Source organism: Cellulomonas sp. P1_G12_2, from assembly GCF_056405535.1.
Genome location: NZ_JBFUBX010000007.1, coordinates 65,569 through 82,394 on the forward strand (window position 1 = coordinate 65,569; position 16,826 = coordinate 82,394).

11 protein-coding genes are annotated in these 16,826 nt (G+C 72.7%); 3 read left to right on the plus strand and 8 right to left on the minus strand.

The window, feature by feature from the left end:
• Window positions 1-66: 66 nt before the first annotated feature.
• Window positions 67-774: a 4'-phosphopantetheinyl transferase family protein gene (locus tag AC1DXT_RS18020; RefSeq protein ID WP_477062674.1), complete on the plus strand. Its 708-nt coding sequence runs from the start codon at window positions 67-69 to the stop codon at window positions 772-774.
• On the opposite strand, the gene AC1DXT_RS18025 is transcribed toward AC1DXT_RS18020, so the two are convergent.
• On the minus strand, window positions 731-2,059 hold the full coding sequence (locus AC1DXT_RS18025; RefSeq protein ID WP_477062675.1) for a M1 family metallopeptidase: 1,329 nt from the start codon (window positions 2,057-2,059) through the stop codon (window positions 731-733). The two genes, AC1DXT_RS18020 and AC1DXT_RS18025, sit on opposite strands and share 44 nt — an antisense overlap.
• Window positions 2,056-5,904 (minus strand): Pls/PosA family non-ribosomal peptide synthetase, encoded by a 3,849-nt coding sequence (locus AC1DXT_RS18030; protein ID WP_477062676.1) that lies wholly within the window; start codon window positions 5,902-5,904, stop codon window positions 2,056-2,058. The genes AC1DXT_RS18025 and AC1DXT_RS18030 overlap by 4 nt, the downstream gene beginning before the upstream one ends.
• A gap of 174 nt (window positions 5,905-6,078) precedes the next feature.
• Here AC1DXT_RS18030 and valS point away from each other — a divergent pair, with 174 nt between their 5' ends.
• Together valS and AC1DXT_RS18040 are read left to right on the plus strand one after the other, a co-directional pair.
• The gene (gene valS / locus AC1DXT_RS18035; protein WP_477062677.1) at window positions 6,079-8,715 is read left to right on the plus strand and encodes a valine--tRNA ligase; all 2,637 of its coding nucleotides are present in this window, start codon (window positions 6,079-6,081) and stop codon (window positions 8,713-8,715) included.
• Between the two features lie 61 nt (window positions 8,716-8,776).
• A complete protein-coding gene (locus AC1DXT_RS18040; protein WP_477062775.1) occupies window positions 8,777-10,522 on the plus strand; it encodes an AMP-dependent synthetase/ligase in 1,746 nt (581 codons plus the stop codon).
• Between the two features lie 60 nt (window positions 10,523-10,582).
• On the opposite strand, the gene AC1DXT_RS18045 is transcribed toward AC1DXT_RS18040, so the two are convergent.
• The 6 genes from AC1DXT_RS18045 to tig all read right to left on the minus strand — a co-directional run bounded on the left by AC1DXT_RS18045 (window position 10,583) and on the right by tig (window position 16,725).
• A complete protein-coding gene (locus AC1DXT_RS18045; protein ID WP_477062678.1) occupies window positions 10,583-11,779 on the minus strand; it encodes a baeRF2 domain-containing protein in 1,197 nt (398 codons plus the stop codon).
• 125 nt (window positions 11,780-11,904) lie between these two features.
• The gene (locus tag AC1DXT_RS18050; protein ID WP_477062679.1) at window positions 11,905-12,219 is read right to left on the minus strand and encodes a chorismate mutase; all 315 of its coding nucleotides are present in this window, start codon (window positions 12,217-12,219) and stop codon (window positions 11,905-11,907) included.
• Between the two features lie 31 nt (window positions 12,220-12,250).
• Window positions 12,251-13,531 carry an ATP-dependent Clp protease ATP-binding subunit ClpX gene (clpX, locus tag AC1DXT_RS18055; RefSeq protein ID WP_477062680.1) on the minus strand — a complete coding sequence of 427 codons (1,281 nt, stop codon included), beginning with the start codon at window positions 13,529-13,531 and terminating at the stop codon, window positions 12,251-12,253.
• 213 nt (window positions 13,532-13,744) lie between these two features.
• Window positions 13,745-14,446 carry an ATP-dependent Clp protease proteolytic subunit gene (locus AC1DXT_RS18060; protein WP_477062681.1) on the minus strand — a complete coding sequence of 234 codons (702 nt, stop codon included), beginning with the start codon at window positions 14,444-14,446 and terminating at the stop codon, window positions 13,745-13,747.
• Window positions 14,447-14,488: 42 nt separating this feature from the next.
• Window positions 14,489-15,106 carry an ATP-dependent Clp protease proteolytic subunit gene (locus AC1DXT_RS18065; protein ID WP_477062682.1) on the minus strand — a complete coding sequence of 206 codons (618 nt, stop codon included), beginning with the start codon at window positions 15,104-15,106 and terminating at the stop codon, window positions 14,489-14,491.
• 215 nt (window positions 15,107-15,321) lie between these two features.
• Window positions 15,322-16,725: a trigger factor gene (tig, locus tag AC1DXT_RS18070; RefSeq protein WP_477062683.1), complete on the minus strand. Its 1,404-nt coding sequence runs from the start codon at window positions 16,723-16,725 to the stop codon at window positions 15,322-15,324.
• Window positions 16,726-16,826 lie beyond the last annotated feature (101 nt).

A 16,826-nucleotide genomic window follows, 5' to 3' on the forward strand; every position in this document is an offset into this window, starting at 1 on the left:
CCATTGCTCCTTCGTGGGCCCTCGTCGTCGATCACCCTAACCGCGCGACCAGGCAGGATGATGCCCGTGAGCGACGACACCGTGGCGATCGAGGTGCACTGGGCGCACACCGTTCCCGCCGACGAGCTCCTCGGCGCACTGACGCCCGGCGAGCGCGACCGCGTCGCGACGATCCGGACGGCGGAGGCGCGGGACGGGATCGCGTCGTCCCTGCTGCTGGCGCGGACCGCGGTCGGTTCGTGGGCCGGGGTGACCGCCGGCTCGGTCGAGCTGCACCGCCGCTGCCCCCGCTGCGGGAGCCGCGCGCACGGTCGACCGAGCGCGTCGTGGCGCAGCGTGCCCGACGACGCGCGCTGGACCGCGCCCCCTCATCTGAGCCTCTCCCGGACCGCGGGGACCGTCGTCGTCGCGACGACGCGCGCGGACGAGGTCGGCATCGACGTCGAACGCCCGACCGGCCGCGTCTTCGACGGGTTCGACGACGTCGTGCTCGGCGCCGACGAGGCCCGCGCGGTCGACGGCGAGGCGCAGCTGCGCACCTGGGTGCGCAAGGAAGCCGTGCTCAAGGCCGTCGGGTGCGGGCTCGACGTCGATCCGCGCAGCCTCGTGCTCGGCCCCGGAGACGAGCCGCCGCGCATCGAGCGAGGACCGGTCGGGCCGTGGCACCTCCAGGACCTCGACCCGGCGGTCGGGGCGATCGGTGCTCTCGCCGTACGCGCAGCCGGCCTGGTCAGCGTGCGGGTGACGCAGGTGCGGCTGGCCGGTCGGGGCTGAGCTCGGGCAGGGCCGGCCGGTAGACCCAGGCCTCCACGAGCAGTGCCACCGAGGTCCCGGACACCTCCGACGCGCACGCGACGAACAGCTCGGTGCTCACCGTCCCGTGCCGGTGGCGCGCGGTCCAGGTCCGCAGGATCGCGAAGAACGCGTCGTCCCCGACCGCGAGCCGCAGGGCGTGCAGGGTGAGCGCGCCGCGCTTGTAGAGCCGGTCGTCGAACATGCCGCCGGGTCCCGGGTCGCCGATGACCAGGTCCTGCGGGAGCGCCGCCAGACGGGCGCGCGCGGACCGGGCATGCCGGTCGGCCGTCCAGCCCCCCGACTCCTGTGACCACAGCCACTCGGCGTAGCAGGCGAAGCCCTCGTGCAGCCAGATGTCCCGCCACCGCCCGACGGTCAGGCTGTTCCCGAACCACTGGTGCGCGAGCTCGTGCGCCACCAGCCGCTCCGACCCGCGCCGTCCGTCCATGTGGTTCGCCCCGAACACGGCGAGCCCCTGCGCCTCGAGCGGGATCTCCAGGACGTCGTCGGTGACCACGACCGTGTACCCCGCGAACGGGTAGGGGCCGAACCTGTGCTCGAAGAGCGCCATCATCGCGGGCTGCCGGTCGAGGTCGTGCAGCGCTGCGGCGCGCAGCCGCGGCGGGACGAGCACCTGCGAGGACAGGCTCGTCGGGACCCGCTCGTAGCGCCCGACCTGGAGCGTGGCGAGGTAGGGCGCCATGGGCTCCGGCTGCTCGTACACCCACCGCGTGCGCCCGGCGCGCGGGGTGCGGGAGACCAGGGAGCCGTTGGCGAGCACCTCGTAGCCGGCCTCCGCCGTGACCGTGACCGTGAAGCTCGCCTTGTCCGCCGGGCTGTCGTGGCACGGGAACCACGTGGGTGCGCCGTCGGGCTGGCCCGCGACGATGAGACCGTCCTCGAGCTCCTCCCAGCCGACCTCGCCCCAAGGCCCGCGTACGGGACCGGGCTGCCCGCTGTAGCGCACCTCGATCGGCAGGCTCGTGCCCGCGTCGACCGCCCGACCCAGCCGGATCGCGATCCGCCCCTCCCTGTGGGTCCACCGCTCCGGGCGCTTCCCGCCCACCAGGACCTGGGTGACGCGCAGCCCGTGCAGGGACACCGAGACGCGGTCCAGCGGTCGGGTCGCGCGGGCGTGCAGCACCGCGCGGGCGTCGAGCCGGTTGGTGGCCACGCGGTAGTCGAGGTCGAGCTCGTACCGGTCCACGCTCAGACCCCCGTCGGGCCTGCCGGGCAGGTAGGGGTCCTCGGGCGGCTGCGTCACGCCGGGGCCACCGGGTTCCCGGTCCAGCGCGACCCCGCGGGGATGGTGTCGCCGCGCAGCACGAGGGACGCCGGGCCCACCCGCGCTCCGTCGTCGAGGCTCGCCGCGGGCAGCACCACCCCGTGCGGGCCGAGGCTCGCGCCGCGCCCCAGCTCCACCGTGTCCATGCTCATCACCCGATCATGGAACAGATGTGTCTGCAGCACGCACCCGCGGTTCACCGTGGCCGCGTCGCCGAGGGTGACCAGGTCCGCCTCGGGCAGCCAGTACGTCTCGCACCAGACCCCGCGGCCGATCCGGGCGCCGAGCGTCCGCAGCCAGATGGTGAGCGCCGGTGAGCCGATGGTGGCCGGTCCGAGCCACGGCACCGCGACCACCTCGAGGAACGTGTCCGCCAGCTCGTTGCGCCACACGAACGAGCTCCACAGCGGGTGGTCGCCCGGTCGCAGCCGGCCGACGAGCAGCCACTTCGTCACCGTCGCCAGCGCGCACGCGACCAGGGCGGCCGCCAGCACGACCAGCGGGGAGATCGCCGCGGCCGCCCCGAGCCCGCGGGCGTCGAGCACCGCCTGGAGCACCAGCAGGACGAGCACCCCCAGCCCGACGGTGCAGATCACGGGCACGATCCGGCAGAGCTCGACCAGCGCACGGGCCACCCGCAGGCGCGTCGGCGGAGCGAACGTCCGGGCGTCGTCGCCTTCGCCGGCGGTCCGTCGCAGCCTCACCGGCGGCGAGCCGAGCCAGCTGGTGCCCGCGCGGGCGTCCTCCGGCGTCGCCGAGAGCACCGCGACCAGACCGCGCTTGGGCACCGTGCGGCCCGGCGCGATCATCCCCGAGTTGCCCAGGAACGCGCGCTTGCCCACCTTGCTCCGCTCGACCCGCAGCCAGCCGTGCCCCAGCTCGTACGACCCGATCAGGGTGTCGTCGGCGAGGAACGCGCCCTCGCCCACGGTCGTGAGCGTGGGGAGCATGAGGGCGGTCGACGCCTCCACGTCCTTGCCGATGTCGGCCCCGAGCAGCCGCAACCAGACCGGGGTCGCGAGGCTGGAGTAGAGCGGGAACAGCGTCGTGCGGGCGTCGTCCATCAACCGCAGCGTCGCCCAGACCTGCCAGCCCGCGCGGCTGTGCACCGCGTGGTACCCCTCGCGGAACCCGAGCCCGAGCAGCCGCACGGCGGCGAGCGTGACGAGCGCGAGCACCACGACGACCGTGACCGCGGCCAGCGGCACCGCCCGCAGCGCGTCGACCGCCGCCTCCGCCGGCGTGGTGGCCCCGCGCAGCGCCACGCCGACGACCAGCAGCCCGCACAGGACGGCGACGACCGGCAGGGCCGCGAGCGCGGCAGCGGTCGCCCCGTAGATCGCCACCCAGCGGCGCGCCCGTGGCGCGCGGTCGCGCGGCCAGTGCCGCCGGGCCGGCCCGTCGAACACCGCCGGGGACCCGACCCACAGCTCGCCGGGCGGGACGGAGTCGAGGACCGCGGAGCCCGGGGCGACCTCGGACCAGGCGCCGACGCGGGTGCCGGGGGCGAGCGTGCTGCGGGTGCCGACCGTCGCGCGCTTGTCGATCCGGACGCGCCCGACCCGGAGCACGTCGCCGTCGAGCCAGTGCCCGCGCAGGTCCACCTCCGGCTCGACCGAGCACCCGTTGCCGAGCGTGAGCAGCCCGGTGACCGGAGGCGGCGCGTGCAGGTCGACGTTCTTGCCGACGGTCGCCCCGAGCGCCCGCGCGTACGTCGCGGTCCAGGGTGCGCACGAGAGGTTCTCTGCGCCGGCCGCTGCCGCCCAGGACTCGGTGAACCAGAGGCGCAGGTGCACCGAACCACCCCGGGGGTAGCGGCCCGGACGCAGCCCGCGCAGCAGCGTGCGGGCGACGAGCACGGTGGTCCCCATCCGGCCGAGCGGGCTCAGGAGCACCAACCACCCGAGCGCCACCCACCACCACACGCCGGGGACGACCGGCACCCACGCTGCTCCGGTGGCCGCGACGAGCACCGCGTCCGCGACCAGCAGCCAGGTGAGCCACCGCAGCCCAACGAGCGCGGCGAGCGGCAGGCCGAGCACCGTCTGCAGCACCTGCGCCCGCAGCGGGGTCGGCGCCACCACGCGCGTCTCCGCGGCGGCGGCGGGCTCGAACTCGTCGAGCCGGCGGGCCAGGTCCCCGATCCGCGGGTACTCGTACACGTCGGCGACGGTGACCGTCGGGAAGCGCTCGCGCAGGGCGCTGACCAGCTGGGCGGCCACGAGGCTTCCCCCGCCGGCGGCGAAGAAGTCGTCGCGCGGGCCTGCGACCGGGACGCCGAGCGCCGCCGTCCAGCGCTCCGCCACCCACTCCCCTGTCGCGCTGAGGCCGACGGGCGGTGCCGACACTGACGAGTGGGTGCCCGCCCGTTCCAGCGGCCACGGCAGCGCGTCGCGGTCGACCTTCCCGGAGCCGCGCGTCGGGATCGACTCCACGGGCGCGAGCAGCGGCACGAGCGCCGCCGGCAGCGAGCCGATCAGCCGGTGCCGGGCGTCGGCCAGGTCCAGCGTGACGCCGGGCTCGGGAACCAGGTAGCCGACGAGCACCGAGGTGCCCGCCGGGGTCCGCCGGACCGCGGCAGCAGCACCGGCCACGCCGGGCAGCCCGAGCAGCGCGGAGTCGACCTCGCCCAGCTCGATCCGTCGGCCACCGACCTTCACCTGGTCGTCCGCGCGCCCGACGAACAGCAGCCCCTCGGCCTCGTACCGCACCAGGTCCCCGCTGCGGTACGCCCGCGCCCAGCCCAGCGGCTCGGCCGGGGCGTACTTCTCTGCGTCCTTGACCGGGTCGAGGTACCGCGCGAGCCCGACGCCACCGATGATCAGCTCGCCCAGCGCGCCCTCGTCGACCTGCGTCCCGTCGGGCGCGACGACGGCGAGGTCCCACCCGTCGAGGGCATGGCCGATGCGCACCGGCCCGTCACCGGTCAGCAGCGCCGCGCACGCGACGACGGTCGCCTCGGTCGGTCCGTAGGTGTTCCAGACCTCGCGGCCCTCCCCCACCAGCCGCGCGACGAGCTCGGGCGGGCAGGCCTCTCCGCCGAAGATGAGCAGCCGCACGCCGGCCAGCTCCTCGGACCGCCAGAGCCCCGCGAGCGTCGGCACGGTCGAGATGACGGTGATGCCCTGCGCCACCAGCCACGGACCGAGGTCCATGCCGGTGCGCACCAGGGCCCGCGGCGCCGGGACGAGGCAGGCGCCGTGCGCCCACGCGAGCCACATCTCCTCGCAGCTCGCGTCGAACGCCACCGACAGCCCTGCCAGCACGCGGTCGCCGGGGCCGAGGGGTGCCGCCTGGAGGAACAGCCGCGCCTCGGCGTCCACGAAGGCGGCTGCCGACCGGTGCGTGACCGCGACCCCCTTCGGTGCGCCGGTGGAGCCCGAGGTGAAGATGATCCACGCGTCGTCGTCGAGCCCCGGGTGACGTGTCTCCGCGCGCGTCCGCAGGGTCGCCAGGTCCCCCTCCGTGAGCACACGTGCGACCCCGGCCTCCCGGAAGACGGTCCTGGCGCGCTCGTCGGGGTCGTCGACGTCGACCGGCACGTAGGCCGCCCCCGCCGCCAGCACCGCGAGGATCGCCGTGTAGAGCTCCGCCGTGCCCGACGGGATGCGCACACCGACGCGGTCGCCGGGCCCGATGCCCACGCCCGCGAGCCCGGCCGCGGACGCGCGGACGGCCTCGGCCAGCTCCCGGTAGGTCAGGACCGTGCTGCCGTCGTCGATGGCCTGCGCGTCCCCGTGCACGGCGACGGTGCCCTCCAGGACGTCCAGCAGCGTGCGCGGTGCAGGTGCCCGGTCGGACCGGAGGAACCCCTCGGCAGACATCGCCCAGCCTCCCCGCCCGCTCGTGTCCTCCCGATCATGCGCTCACGACCCGGCGAGTGGCGATCTTCGCACCGGCGTCGCGGCGCGCCGCGACCGGACCGCCCTCGTTCACCGACTGTTCGCCTGATCGTCGCCGGAGCGTGGAGGCCCGCCGATCTGGGAAGATGTCGGACCATGAGCTCCGACGCCTTCACCGTGCCTCCCGTGCAGCAGGACCCCACTCTCCTCACGGGCACGCGGCAGGTACCGGACCGGGTCTCCCTCGAGGGTGTCGAGGACCGCTGGGACGAGGCATGGACCGCCCAGGACCTGTACGCGTTCGACCGCACCGCTACCCGCGAGCAGATCTACTCGATCGACACGCCCCCGCCCACGGTGTCGGGCTCCCTGCACGTCGGCCACGTGTTCTCGTACACGCACACCGACGTCGTGGCCCGCTTCCAGCGGATGCGCGGCCGCGAGGTGTTCTACCCGATGGGCTGGGACGACAACGGCCTGCCCACCGAGCGTCGCGTGCAGAACTACTACGGCGTGCGCTGCGACCCGTCGCTGCCGTACGACCCGGAGTTCACTCCGCCGTTCGAGGGCGGCGAGGGCAAGTCCGGCCCCCAGCTGCCGGTCAGCCGCAAGAACTTCGTCGAGCTGTGCGAGCGCCTGACCGTCGAGGACGAGCGCCTGTTCGAGGCCCTCTGGCGCCGGCTCGGCCTGTCGGTCGACTGGTCCCGCACGTACCAGACGGTGTCCGCCGAGTCCCGGGCGGTCGCGCAGCAGGCGTTCCTGCGCAACCTCGCGCGCGACGAGGCCTACCAGGCCGAGGCCCCGGGCCTGTGGGACGTCACGTTCCAGACCGCGGTCGCCCAGGCCGAGCTCGAGGCCCGCGACTACCCCGGGGCGTTCCACCGGGTCGCGTTCCACGGTGTCGGTGGTCCGGTCTACATCGAGACCACCCGCCCCGAGCTGCTCCCCGCCTGCGTCGCGCTCATCGCGCACCCCGACGACGAGCGCTATCAGCACCTGTTCGGCACCACGGTCCGCTCCCCCCTGTTCGACGTGGAGATCCCGGTCCTCGCACACACCCTGGCGGAGCCCGACAAGGGCGCCGGCATCGCGATGTGCTGCACGTTCGGTGACCTCACGGACGTGCAGTGGTGGCGCGAGCTGCAGCTGCCGACGCGCTCGGTGGTGGGCCGCGACGGCCGCATCCTGCGCGACACCCCGGAGTGGCTCGTGGGCGACGGCCCGCGCGCCCGCTACGAGGAGCTGGCCGGCAAGACCACGTTCTCCGCACGCGAGGCGGTCGTCGGGGGGCTCCGCGAGACGGGCGACCTGGACGGCGAGCCGGTGAACACCCAGCGCAAGGCGAACTTCTACGAGAAGGGCGACAAGCCCCTCGAGATCGTCACCAGCCGCCAGTGGTACATCCGCAACGGCGGGCGCGACGAGGCCCTGCGCGACGAGCTGCTCGCCCGCGGCGCCCAGCTGGGGTTCAACCCCGACTTCATGAAGGTCCGCTACGAGAACTGGGTCAGCGGCCTCAACGGCGACTGGCTCGTGTCGCGCCAGCGGTTCTTCGGCGTGCCCTTCCCGGTCTGGTACCCGCTCGACGAGCACGGCGAGCCGCAGCACGACAAGCCCCTGCTGCCGTCCGAGGACCAGCTGCCCATCGACCCGTCCTCCGACGTGCCCGCCGGCTACACGGCCGAGCAGCGCGGCGTGCCCGGCGGGTTCGCGGCCGATCCCGACATCATGGACACGTGGGCCACCAGCTCCCTGACCCCGCAGATCGTCGGCGGCTGGCGCACCGACCCGGACCTGTTCAGCCGCGTCTTCCCCATGGACCTGCGCCCCCAGGGCCAGGACATCATCCGCACCTGGCTGTTCTCCACGGTGGTCCGCTCGCACCTGGAGCACGGCTCGCTGCCGTGGTCCGACGCGGCGATCAGCGGCTGGATCCTCGACCCGGACCGCAAGAAGATGTCGAAGTCCAAGGGCAACGTGGTCACCCCCATGGGCCTGCTGGAGGAGCACGGTTCGGACGCGGTCCGGTACTGGGCGGCCTCGGCGCGGCTCGGCACCGACGCGGCGTTCGAGATCGGCCAGATGAAGATCGGCCGCCGCCTGGCCATCAAGGTGCTCAACGCCTCCAAGTTCGCGCTCTCGTTCGGTGCCGCCGACGAGCCGCTCGCCCTGGACCCGTCGCTGGTCACCGTGGAGATCGACCGCGCCATGCTGGCCGGTCTCGCGGACGTCGTCGACAAGGCCACCGCGGCCCTGGTCGCGTACGACCACACGCGCGCGCTCGAGCTGACCGAGACGTTCTTCTGGACGTTCTGCGACGACTACCTCGAGCTGGTCAAGGACCGCGCCTACGGCGACCCGTCGGCGGAGAGCGGGTCCGCCCGCGCTGCCCTCGCGATCGCGCTGGACGTGCTGCTGCGCCTGTTCGCGCCGGTGCTCCCGTTCGCCACCGAGGAGGTCTGGTCGTGGTGGCGCCAGGGATCGGTGCATCGCGCGCCGTGGCCGTCCGCGGAGCCGCTGCGCACCCCGGCCGACCCCGCCGTCGTCGGTGCCGCCGGGTCCGCACTCACTGCGCTGCGCAAGGTGAAGTCCGAGGCCAAGCTGTCGATGCGCACGGAGATCACGTCGGTCGAGCTCGTCGTGCCCGCCGCGCTGCGACCCGGCATCGAGGTGTCGCTCGACGACATCCGGGCGGCCGGCCGGGTCACCGGAACCCTGACGCTGGTGGACGGTGACGGGGAGACGTGCGTGGCACGCGACGCCGTGCTGGTCCCGCCGGCTCCGAAGGCCTGACGTGCGCGAGTCACGTTCCGAGTCCCTGGTGGAGCTGGACCCCGCCGACAGCATCCCGGGCATGCTCGCCGAGCGGCTCCTGCGCGACCCTTCCGGGGTGTTCGCGGAGCGGGTGGTCGACGGCACCTGGACCGCGGTGACGGTCGCCGAGTTCGACGCCGAGGTCACCGCGGTGGCGAAGGGCCTGGTCGCGCGCGGTGTCCAGCCGGGCGACCGCATCGCGATCATGTCCCGCACGCGCTACGAGTGGACCCTGCTCGACTTCGCCTGCTGGGCGGCCGGAGCCCTGGGCGTGCCGGTCTACGAGACGTCGTCGGCCGAGCAGGTCCGCTGGATCATGGCCGACGCCGGCGTCCGGCTCGCGGTCGTGGAGACGGCCAAGCACGCGGCCGTCGTCGCCCAGGTCCGCGACGACCTCCCAGGCCTGCGCGAGGTGCTGGTCATCGACGAGGGCGCGGTCGCCACGCTGGTCGACGCCGGGACCGGCGTCCTCGACGAGGAGATCCGACGCCGCAGCGCGCTGGCCCGCGCGGACGACCTCGCGACCGTCATCTACACGTCGGGCACCACGGGTCGACCCAAGGGCGTCGAGCTCACGCACGGCAACTTCGTGGCCATCACCCGCAACGGGGTCGCCGGGCTGGGCGAGGTCGTCGCGATGCCGCACTCGCGCACCCTGCTGTTCATGCCGCTCGCGCACGTGTTCGCGCGGTTCATCCAGGTGCTGTGCGTTCCCTCCGGTGCCGTGCTCGGACACACGCCGGACGCCAAGAACCTGCTCGCGGACCTCGGGACGTTCCAGCCGACGTTCATCCTGGCGGTGCCCCGCGTCTTCGAGAAGGTCTACAACTCGGCGGAGCAGAAGGCCGGCTCGGGGACCAAGCTCAAGCTCTTCCGCTGGGCCGCGAAGGCCGCCGAGGACTACTCGCGCTCCCTGGAGACCGGTGGGCCCGGTGCCGCCCTGCGTGCCCGCCACGCCCTCGCCGGCAGGCTGGTGCACGCCAAGCTCCGCGCGGCGCTGGGCGGGCGGGCCGAGTTCGCGATCTCCGGCGGCGCCCCCCTGGGTGAGCGGCTCGGGCACTTCTACCGCGGCATCGGCGTCGAGGTGCTCGAGGGCTACGGCCTCACCGAGACGACCGCGGCCACGACCGTCAGCCGTCCCGGGGTCACCACGATCGGCACCGTCGGGCCCGCGTACCCCGGCACGGCCGTCCGGGTCGACGACGAGGGCCAGATCTTCGTCTCGGGCCCGCACGTGTTCCGCGGGTACCGGCACGATCCCGAGGCCACCGCCGAGGCGCTGGTGGACGGGTGGTTCCGCACCGGCGACCTCGGGACGATCGACGAGGACGGGTGCCTGCGGATCACCGGCCGCACCAAGGAGATCATCGTCACCGCGGGCGGCAAGAACGTCGCCCCCGCCGTGCTCGAGGACCGCCTGCGCGGGCACCCGCTGGTCAGCCAGGTCGTCGTGGTCGGTGACCAGCGGCCCTTCATCGGAGCGCTCGTCACGCTCGACGCCGACATGCTCCCCGGCTGGCTGTCCAACCACGGCCTGCCCGCCATGTCGGTCGACGACGCCGCGACGTACCCCGCGGTCCTCGAGGCGCTGGACCGTGCCGCCGAGCGCGCCAACGAGGCAGTCTCCCGCGCCGAGTCAATCCGCAAGCTCCGCGTGCTCACCACGGACTTCACCGAGACGAACGGCTACCTCACCCCGTCGATGAAGGTGAAGCGCGCCCTGGTGCTCAAGGACTTCGCCGCGGACATCGACACGCTCTACACGGACACCCGCAGCACCGACTGACCACACGCGACGTCCGCACTCAAGGAGGCTCAGACCGCTCGAGTGCGGAAGTCGCAGTGTCTAGACGACCGTGCGCAGGCGGGCCTGGTCGGCGGACTGGGTGGGGACCGCCTCGCTGGGCGTGGAGTCGTCAGACCAGCGCAGCACCGCGCCGATGCCGTCCACCAGGTCGACCGCGCCGTCCTCGGCGAACGTGACGCCCGCGTCCTGCGCCAGCGCGGCACGGACGAGGGCCACGTTCGCGTCCATCTCGCGCGCGTTCTCCGTGACGCCGATCGACTGGAGGTCCCCCGCGCTCGTCGCCAGCTGCAGGGGTTCGGGCCCGACCCACAGGGTCCGCTCCGCCAGGCCCGTGGTGAGCACGCTGACCTGCAGCACCAGCTCCGCCACCTGGCCGCGCCGGAGCACCTCGATCACGTCACCCAGGGCGGTGACGGCACCGTCGCCGCGGCCCTGCGCCTCGCGGAACCGGTCGAGCACCGCCTGCCGCCGCCGGGTGCGGAACGCCTCGAGCGTCTCCTTGACCCGTGCCGCGAACGCTCCCTGGTTGACGCCCTCACCGCGCGACCCACCCTGCACCTCGACCACCAGCTCACGCGCCTGCTGGCCGACGGCCTCGCAGACGAGCTTGGTGGCGCGCACGTCGCCCGTGATCACCACGAGGTCGGGCTTGCGCTCCGCGACGCGCTTGTCCAGCACGGCCGCGACCGCCTCGGCATTGCGACCCCAGGAGTCCTCCGCTCGCGTCTGGCTGCGCCGGTCGAGACCGCCCTCGCGCGTCTTGTGCACGTCGTCGTGCCCACCGTCGACGGTCTCGGTCTCCGGGCCACCCTCGGTGCGTACGGTGCCACCGGCAGCCCAGGTGAGGTCCGCTCCGTTGCGGTCCACCTCGACCAGCAGGTAAGAGACGGTCTCGTCGGCGGCGCGCACGGCCGGGAGCAGGGCCGGCGCGGGACCGAACACCGCGTGGGACTGGGCCGGAGGCTCGGAGAGCACGCGGTCGACCACCACCCCTTGGGCGTCGGCCACGACCACCCGCCCGTGGGGGGCGCGCACACCGGTGGGGACCGAGACCACGTCGGCGATCTGGTCCAGCACCCAGGCCGGTGCGCCGTCGCGCTCGAGAGAGCGTCGGACGGCCCTCCAGCGGTCAGCCGCCTCGGCGTCACCCGTCGCACCGTTGCGCGTCGCGTCGAGGTAGACGGTCGTGAACGGTGCCGGGCGTCCGAGCAGCGGCTTGAGCCAGTGCAGATCCATGGGCAAGTACCTCCGGTGTCGATCGTCCCCGGCGACCGCGCACGCGTGATCCGCCCCCGCGCGGCATGCCGGAGCTGACCCCTCCTACCCTCCGCCCCCAGGGGGCGCCGCGCCACCCCGAATAATCAGGCGCCTCGGGCGTGGTCCTCGGCGATGGCCTCGTGGTGCCGGATGACCTCTTCGACGATGAACGCGAGGAACTTCTCCGCGAACACGGGGTCGAGGTCCGCGGTGCGCGCGAGCTCCCGCAGGCGCGCGACCTGCTGCTCCTCACGTGCCGGGTCCGACGGCGGCAGACCGCTGGTCGCCTTCAGCACGCCGACCTGCTGCGTCGCCTTGAAACGCTCCGCGAGCAGGTAGACGAGCGCGGCGTCGATGTTGTCGATGCTCCCGCGCAGGCGGGCCAGCTCAGCGGGGATCGGGGTCGGCAGGTCGCTCACGGACGCGATCCTAGGCGGGAACCCCGGACGGTCAGGCGCTCTTCTCGCGGGGTGTGCGCTTCTCCTGCTCGGTGTCCCGAGGGATGAGCGTCGGGTTGACGTTCTCGAGCACCACCTCGCGCGTGATGACCACCCGGCCCACGTCGTCGCGGCTGGGCACCTCGAACATCACCTGCTGGAGGACCTCTTCCATGATGGCCCGCAGCCCGCGTGCCCCGGTCCCGCGCAGGAGGGCCTGGTCGGCGATCGAGGCCACGGCGTCCTCGTCGAACTCGAGCTCCACGCCGTCGATCTGGAACATCCGCTGGTACTGCTTGACCAGCGCGTTCTTGGGCTCCGTGAGGATCCGCACGAGCGCGTCCTGGTCGAGGCGGGAGACCGCGGCGACGACGGGCAGCCGCCCGATGAACTCGGGGATCAGTCCGTACTTCTGCAGGTCCTCGGGACGGACCTCCGCGAACAGGTCGCCCTCGTCCACCGAGTCCAGCAGCGGGGCGCCGAAGCCGACGACACGCTTGCGCGCACGGGCCGCGATGATGTCGTCGAGCCCCGAGAACGCGCCGGCCACGATGAACAGCACGTTCGTGGTGTCGATCTGGATGAACTCCTGGTGCGGGTGCTTGCGACCACCCTGCGGCGGGACCGAGGCCGTGGTGCCCTCGATGATCTTCAGCAGCGCCTGCTGGACGCCCTCGCCGGAGACGTCACGCGTGATCGACGGGTTCTCGCTCTTGCGGGCGATCTTGTCGATCTCGTCGATGTAGATGATCCCCGACTCGGCCTTCTTGACGTCGTAGTCGGCGGCCTGGATGAGCTTGAGCAGGATGTTCTCGACGTCCTCGCCGACGTAGCCCGCCTCGGTGAGGGCCGTGGCGTCCGCGATCGCGAAGGGGACGTTCAGCATGCGGGCCAGGGTCTGCGCGAGGTAGGTCTTGCCGGTGCCCGTGGGGCCGACCAGCAGGATGTTCGACTTCGCGATCTCGATGTGGTCGTCGGTCGTCGACGTGCGCGACTCACCGGCCTGGACCCGCTTGTAGTGGTTGTACACCGCGACCGCGAGGGCCCGCTTGGCCGACTCCTGGCCGATGATGTACTGCTCGAGGAAGTCGAAGATCTCCTTCGGCTTGGGCAGCTCGACCAGGCCGACCTCGGTGGCCTCGGCCAGCTCTTCCTCGATGATCTCGTTGCAGAGCTCGATGCACTCGTCGCAGATGTAGACGCCCGGGCCCGCGATCAGCTTCTTGACCTGCTTCTGCGACTTGCCGCAGAAGGAACACTTGAGGAGATCGGCTCCGTCCCCGATACGAGCCACGTCGATCCCCTTCCTCGTGTCGCCCTCCGCCCGTCGGGCGGTGCGTCGTACGTGCGTCGCCCCGCGAGGCGCGCGTCCTCCCCCATTGCACACCACCGGGGCCGGGATGTCAGCCGAACACACGGCACGCGTCAGCACCGGTTGTCACGGGTGTCACCCGTCGCCCAGCAGCGGAGCCGGGTCCGCAGGCAGCGGACCCGGCTCCCCGGAGGACTACTTGGGCTGCACGGTCGTCGGGATGACGCCCTTGCGGCTGGCCAGCACCTGGTCGACGATCCCGTACTCCAGCGCCTGCTGGGCCGTGAGGATCTTGTCGCGCTCGATGTCCTTGCGGACCAGCTCGATGTCACGCCCCGTGTGGTGCGCGATGGTCAGCTCGAGCCACTCGCGCATCCGGATCAGCTCGTTGGCGTGGATCTCGATGTCGGACGCCTGCGCGTAGCCGCCACCCTCCATCGCGGGCTGGTGGATGAGCACGCGCGCGTTGGGCAGGGCCAGGCGCTTGCCGGGCGAGCCCGCCGCGAGCAGCACGGCCGCCGCCGAGGCAGCCTGCCCGAGGCAGACCGTCTGGATGTGCGGCTTGATGTACTGCATCGTGTCGTAGATCGCCGTGAGCGCCGTGAACGAGCCGCCGGGCGAGTTGATGTACAGGATGATGTCGCGGTCCGGGTCGGTGCTCTCCAGCACCAGCAGCTGGGCCATGACGTCGTCGGCCGAGGCGTCGTCCACCTGCACGCCGAGGAAGATGATGCGGTCCTCGAACAGCTTGGTGTACGGGTCCTGGCGCTTGAAGCCGTAGGCCGTGCGCTCCTCGAACTGCGGCAGCACGTAGCGGGCGGCGGGCGACGACGGTGCGAGACCGCCGGGGCCGGCCAGCATGCCCGCGCGCGCCATGAACTGGGATTCCATGCTCATGAGCTTCTCCTCAAGATGAAGGGGTCAGAGGGAGGCCGGCCGTCAGGCCGTGCCGCCACCACCGGCGACGGTGGCAGCCCTCTCGACGACGTGGTCGACGAAGCCGTACTCGAGGGCCTCGGGCGCGGTGAACCAGCGGTCGCGGTCGGCGTCGGCGTTGATCTGGTCGACGCTCTTGCCGGTCTGCGCCGCGGTGAGCTCGGCGAGCACGGTCTTCATGTGGAGGATCAGCTGGGCGTTGATCCGCACGTCGGTCGCGGTGCCGCCGATGCCGCCCGAGGGCTGGTGCATCATCACGCGCGCGTGCGGCAGGGCGTAGCGCTTGCCCTGGGCGCCCGACGAGAGCAGGAACTGGCCCATCGAGGCCGCCATGCCCATCGCGATCGTCGCGACGTCCGGCTGGATGTACTGCATGGTGTCGTAGATCGCCATGCCCGCGGTGATCGAGCCACCGGGCGAGTTGATGTACAGCCAGATGTCCTTGTCGGGGTCCTCCGCGGCCAGCAGCATCATCTGCGCGCAGATGGCGTTGGCGTTCTCGTCGCGCACCTCGGAGCCGAGCCAGATGATGCGCTCGCGGAGCAGTCGGTTGTAGATGGAGTCATTGAGGCCGAAGGCCGGGCCGTCCGCCCTGGCCATCATCGGCACTAGCTCGTTCACGAAGGCTCCCTCATCTGACGGTGACGTCTGTCCTGCACCGCGCGGTCCTCCCCTGTCGGGGACCCGTGCGATGCAGTGACCCTAACGCGCAGCGGCACCCGTCCATGGCCCCGCACCGAGCGTTTTCGCTGACGGCAGAGCCTGGCCCCGCGGACCCGGGAGAAGACCGAAGGCCCCGCACCGGGCATCGGTGCGGGGCCTTCAGGAGAGAGGCGTCAGGCCTTCGTGTCCTCGGCGGTCTCGACGTCGTCGAACTCGTCGAAGGCCGCGATGTCGGCGGCGGCGTCTGACGGGGCCGAGGAGGTCGCGGCGACGTCCGCTGCGTCCTCCTCGTCGGACCCGATGAACTCCGAGAGGTCCACGGCCTGGCCGGAGCCGTCGGTGACGGCGACGCGGCGCAGCGCGACGGCGAGCGCCTTCGAGCGGGCGACCTCGGCGACCATCGTCGGGATCTGGCCCTGCTGGTCGATGGTCTGGATGAAGGTGTTCGGGTCCATGCCGTACTGGCGCGACGCGTTCACCAGGTAGTCGAGCAGCTCGTTCTGGCTGACCTTGATCTCCAGCTGCTCGGCCAAGGTGTCCAGGAGGATCTGGTTGCGCAGCGCCGTGGTGGCCTGCTCGCCGACCTCGGCGCGGTGCTCGTCGTCCTCGAGCCGGCCCTCGCCCTCGAGGTGACGGTGCACCTCGGCCTCGACGACGCCCGACGGGACGGGGATCTCGGTGGCGGCGAGCAGCTGCTCGAGCAGCAGGTCACGGGCCTGCACGGCCTGGTTGGACGCCTTGATGCTCGACGCCTGCGTGCGCAGGTCCGCGGTCAGCTCCTCGAGCGTGTCGAACTCGCTGGCCAGCTGGGCGAAGTCGTCGTCGGCGTCGGGCAGCTGCCGCTCCTTGACCGTGGTGGCGGTGACGCTCACCTGGGCGGTCTCGCCGGCGTGCTCGCCGCCCGCGAGGGCCGTCTCGAACGTGGTGGTCTCGCCGCCCGACAGGCCCGTGAGCGCCTCGTCGAGGCCCTCGAGCATGTTGCCCGAGCCGATCTGGTAGCTGACGCCGGACACGGTGTCGACCGGCTCGTCGCCGATGGTGGCGGTGAGGTCGATGACGACGAAGTCGCCCTCGGCCGCGGGGCGGTCCACGCCGACCAGGGTGCCGAAGCGCTCGCGCAGGGCGTCCAGGCGGGCGGCGACGTCCTCGTCGGAGACCTCGACGTCGTCGACCGTGACGGCGATGCCGTCGAGCGCCGGGACCGTGATCTCGGGGCGCACCTCGACCTCGGCGGTGAAGTGCAGCTCACCCTCCTCGCCGGCGGGCGCGGCGGTCAGGCCGGGGATCTTGGTGACCTCGACCTCGGGCTGGCCCAGCGGGCGCAGCTTGTTCTCGCGGACGGCCTCGGCGTAGAAGCCGGACAGGCCCTCGTTGATCGCGTGCTCGAGGACGGCGGGGCGGCCGACGCGCTGGTCGATGATGCGCGGCGGCACCTTGCCCTTGCGGAAGCCCGGGACGACGACGTCCTGAGCGATGTGCTCGTACGCGTGCTCGATGCTCGGCTTGAGCTCGTCGTAGGTCACCTCGACGGTCAGCTTGACCTTGGTGGGCTCCAGGGTCTCGACGGCGCTCTTCACTTCGATGGTCTCCAACTGATCGGGGCGGGCGCCGGCGACTCCGGCGATCTCCGGTGCTTCGGGCCGCGCGCCGTCGCACGCCCGAGAACGGGCCGACGACC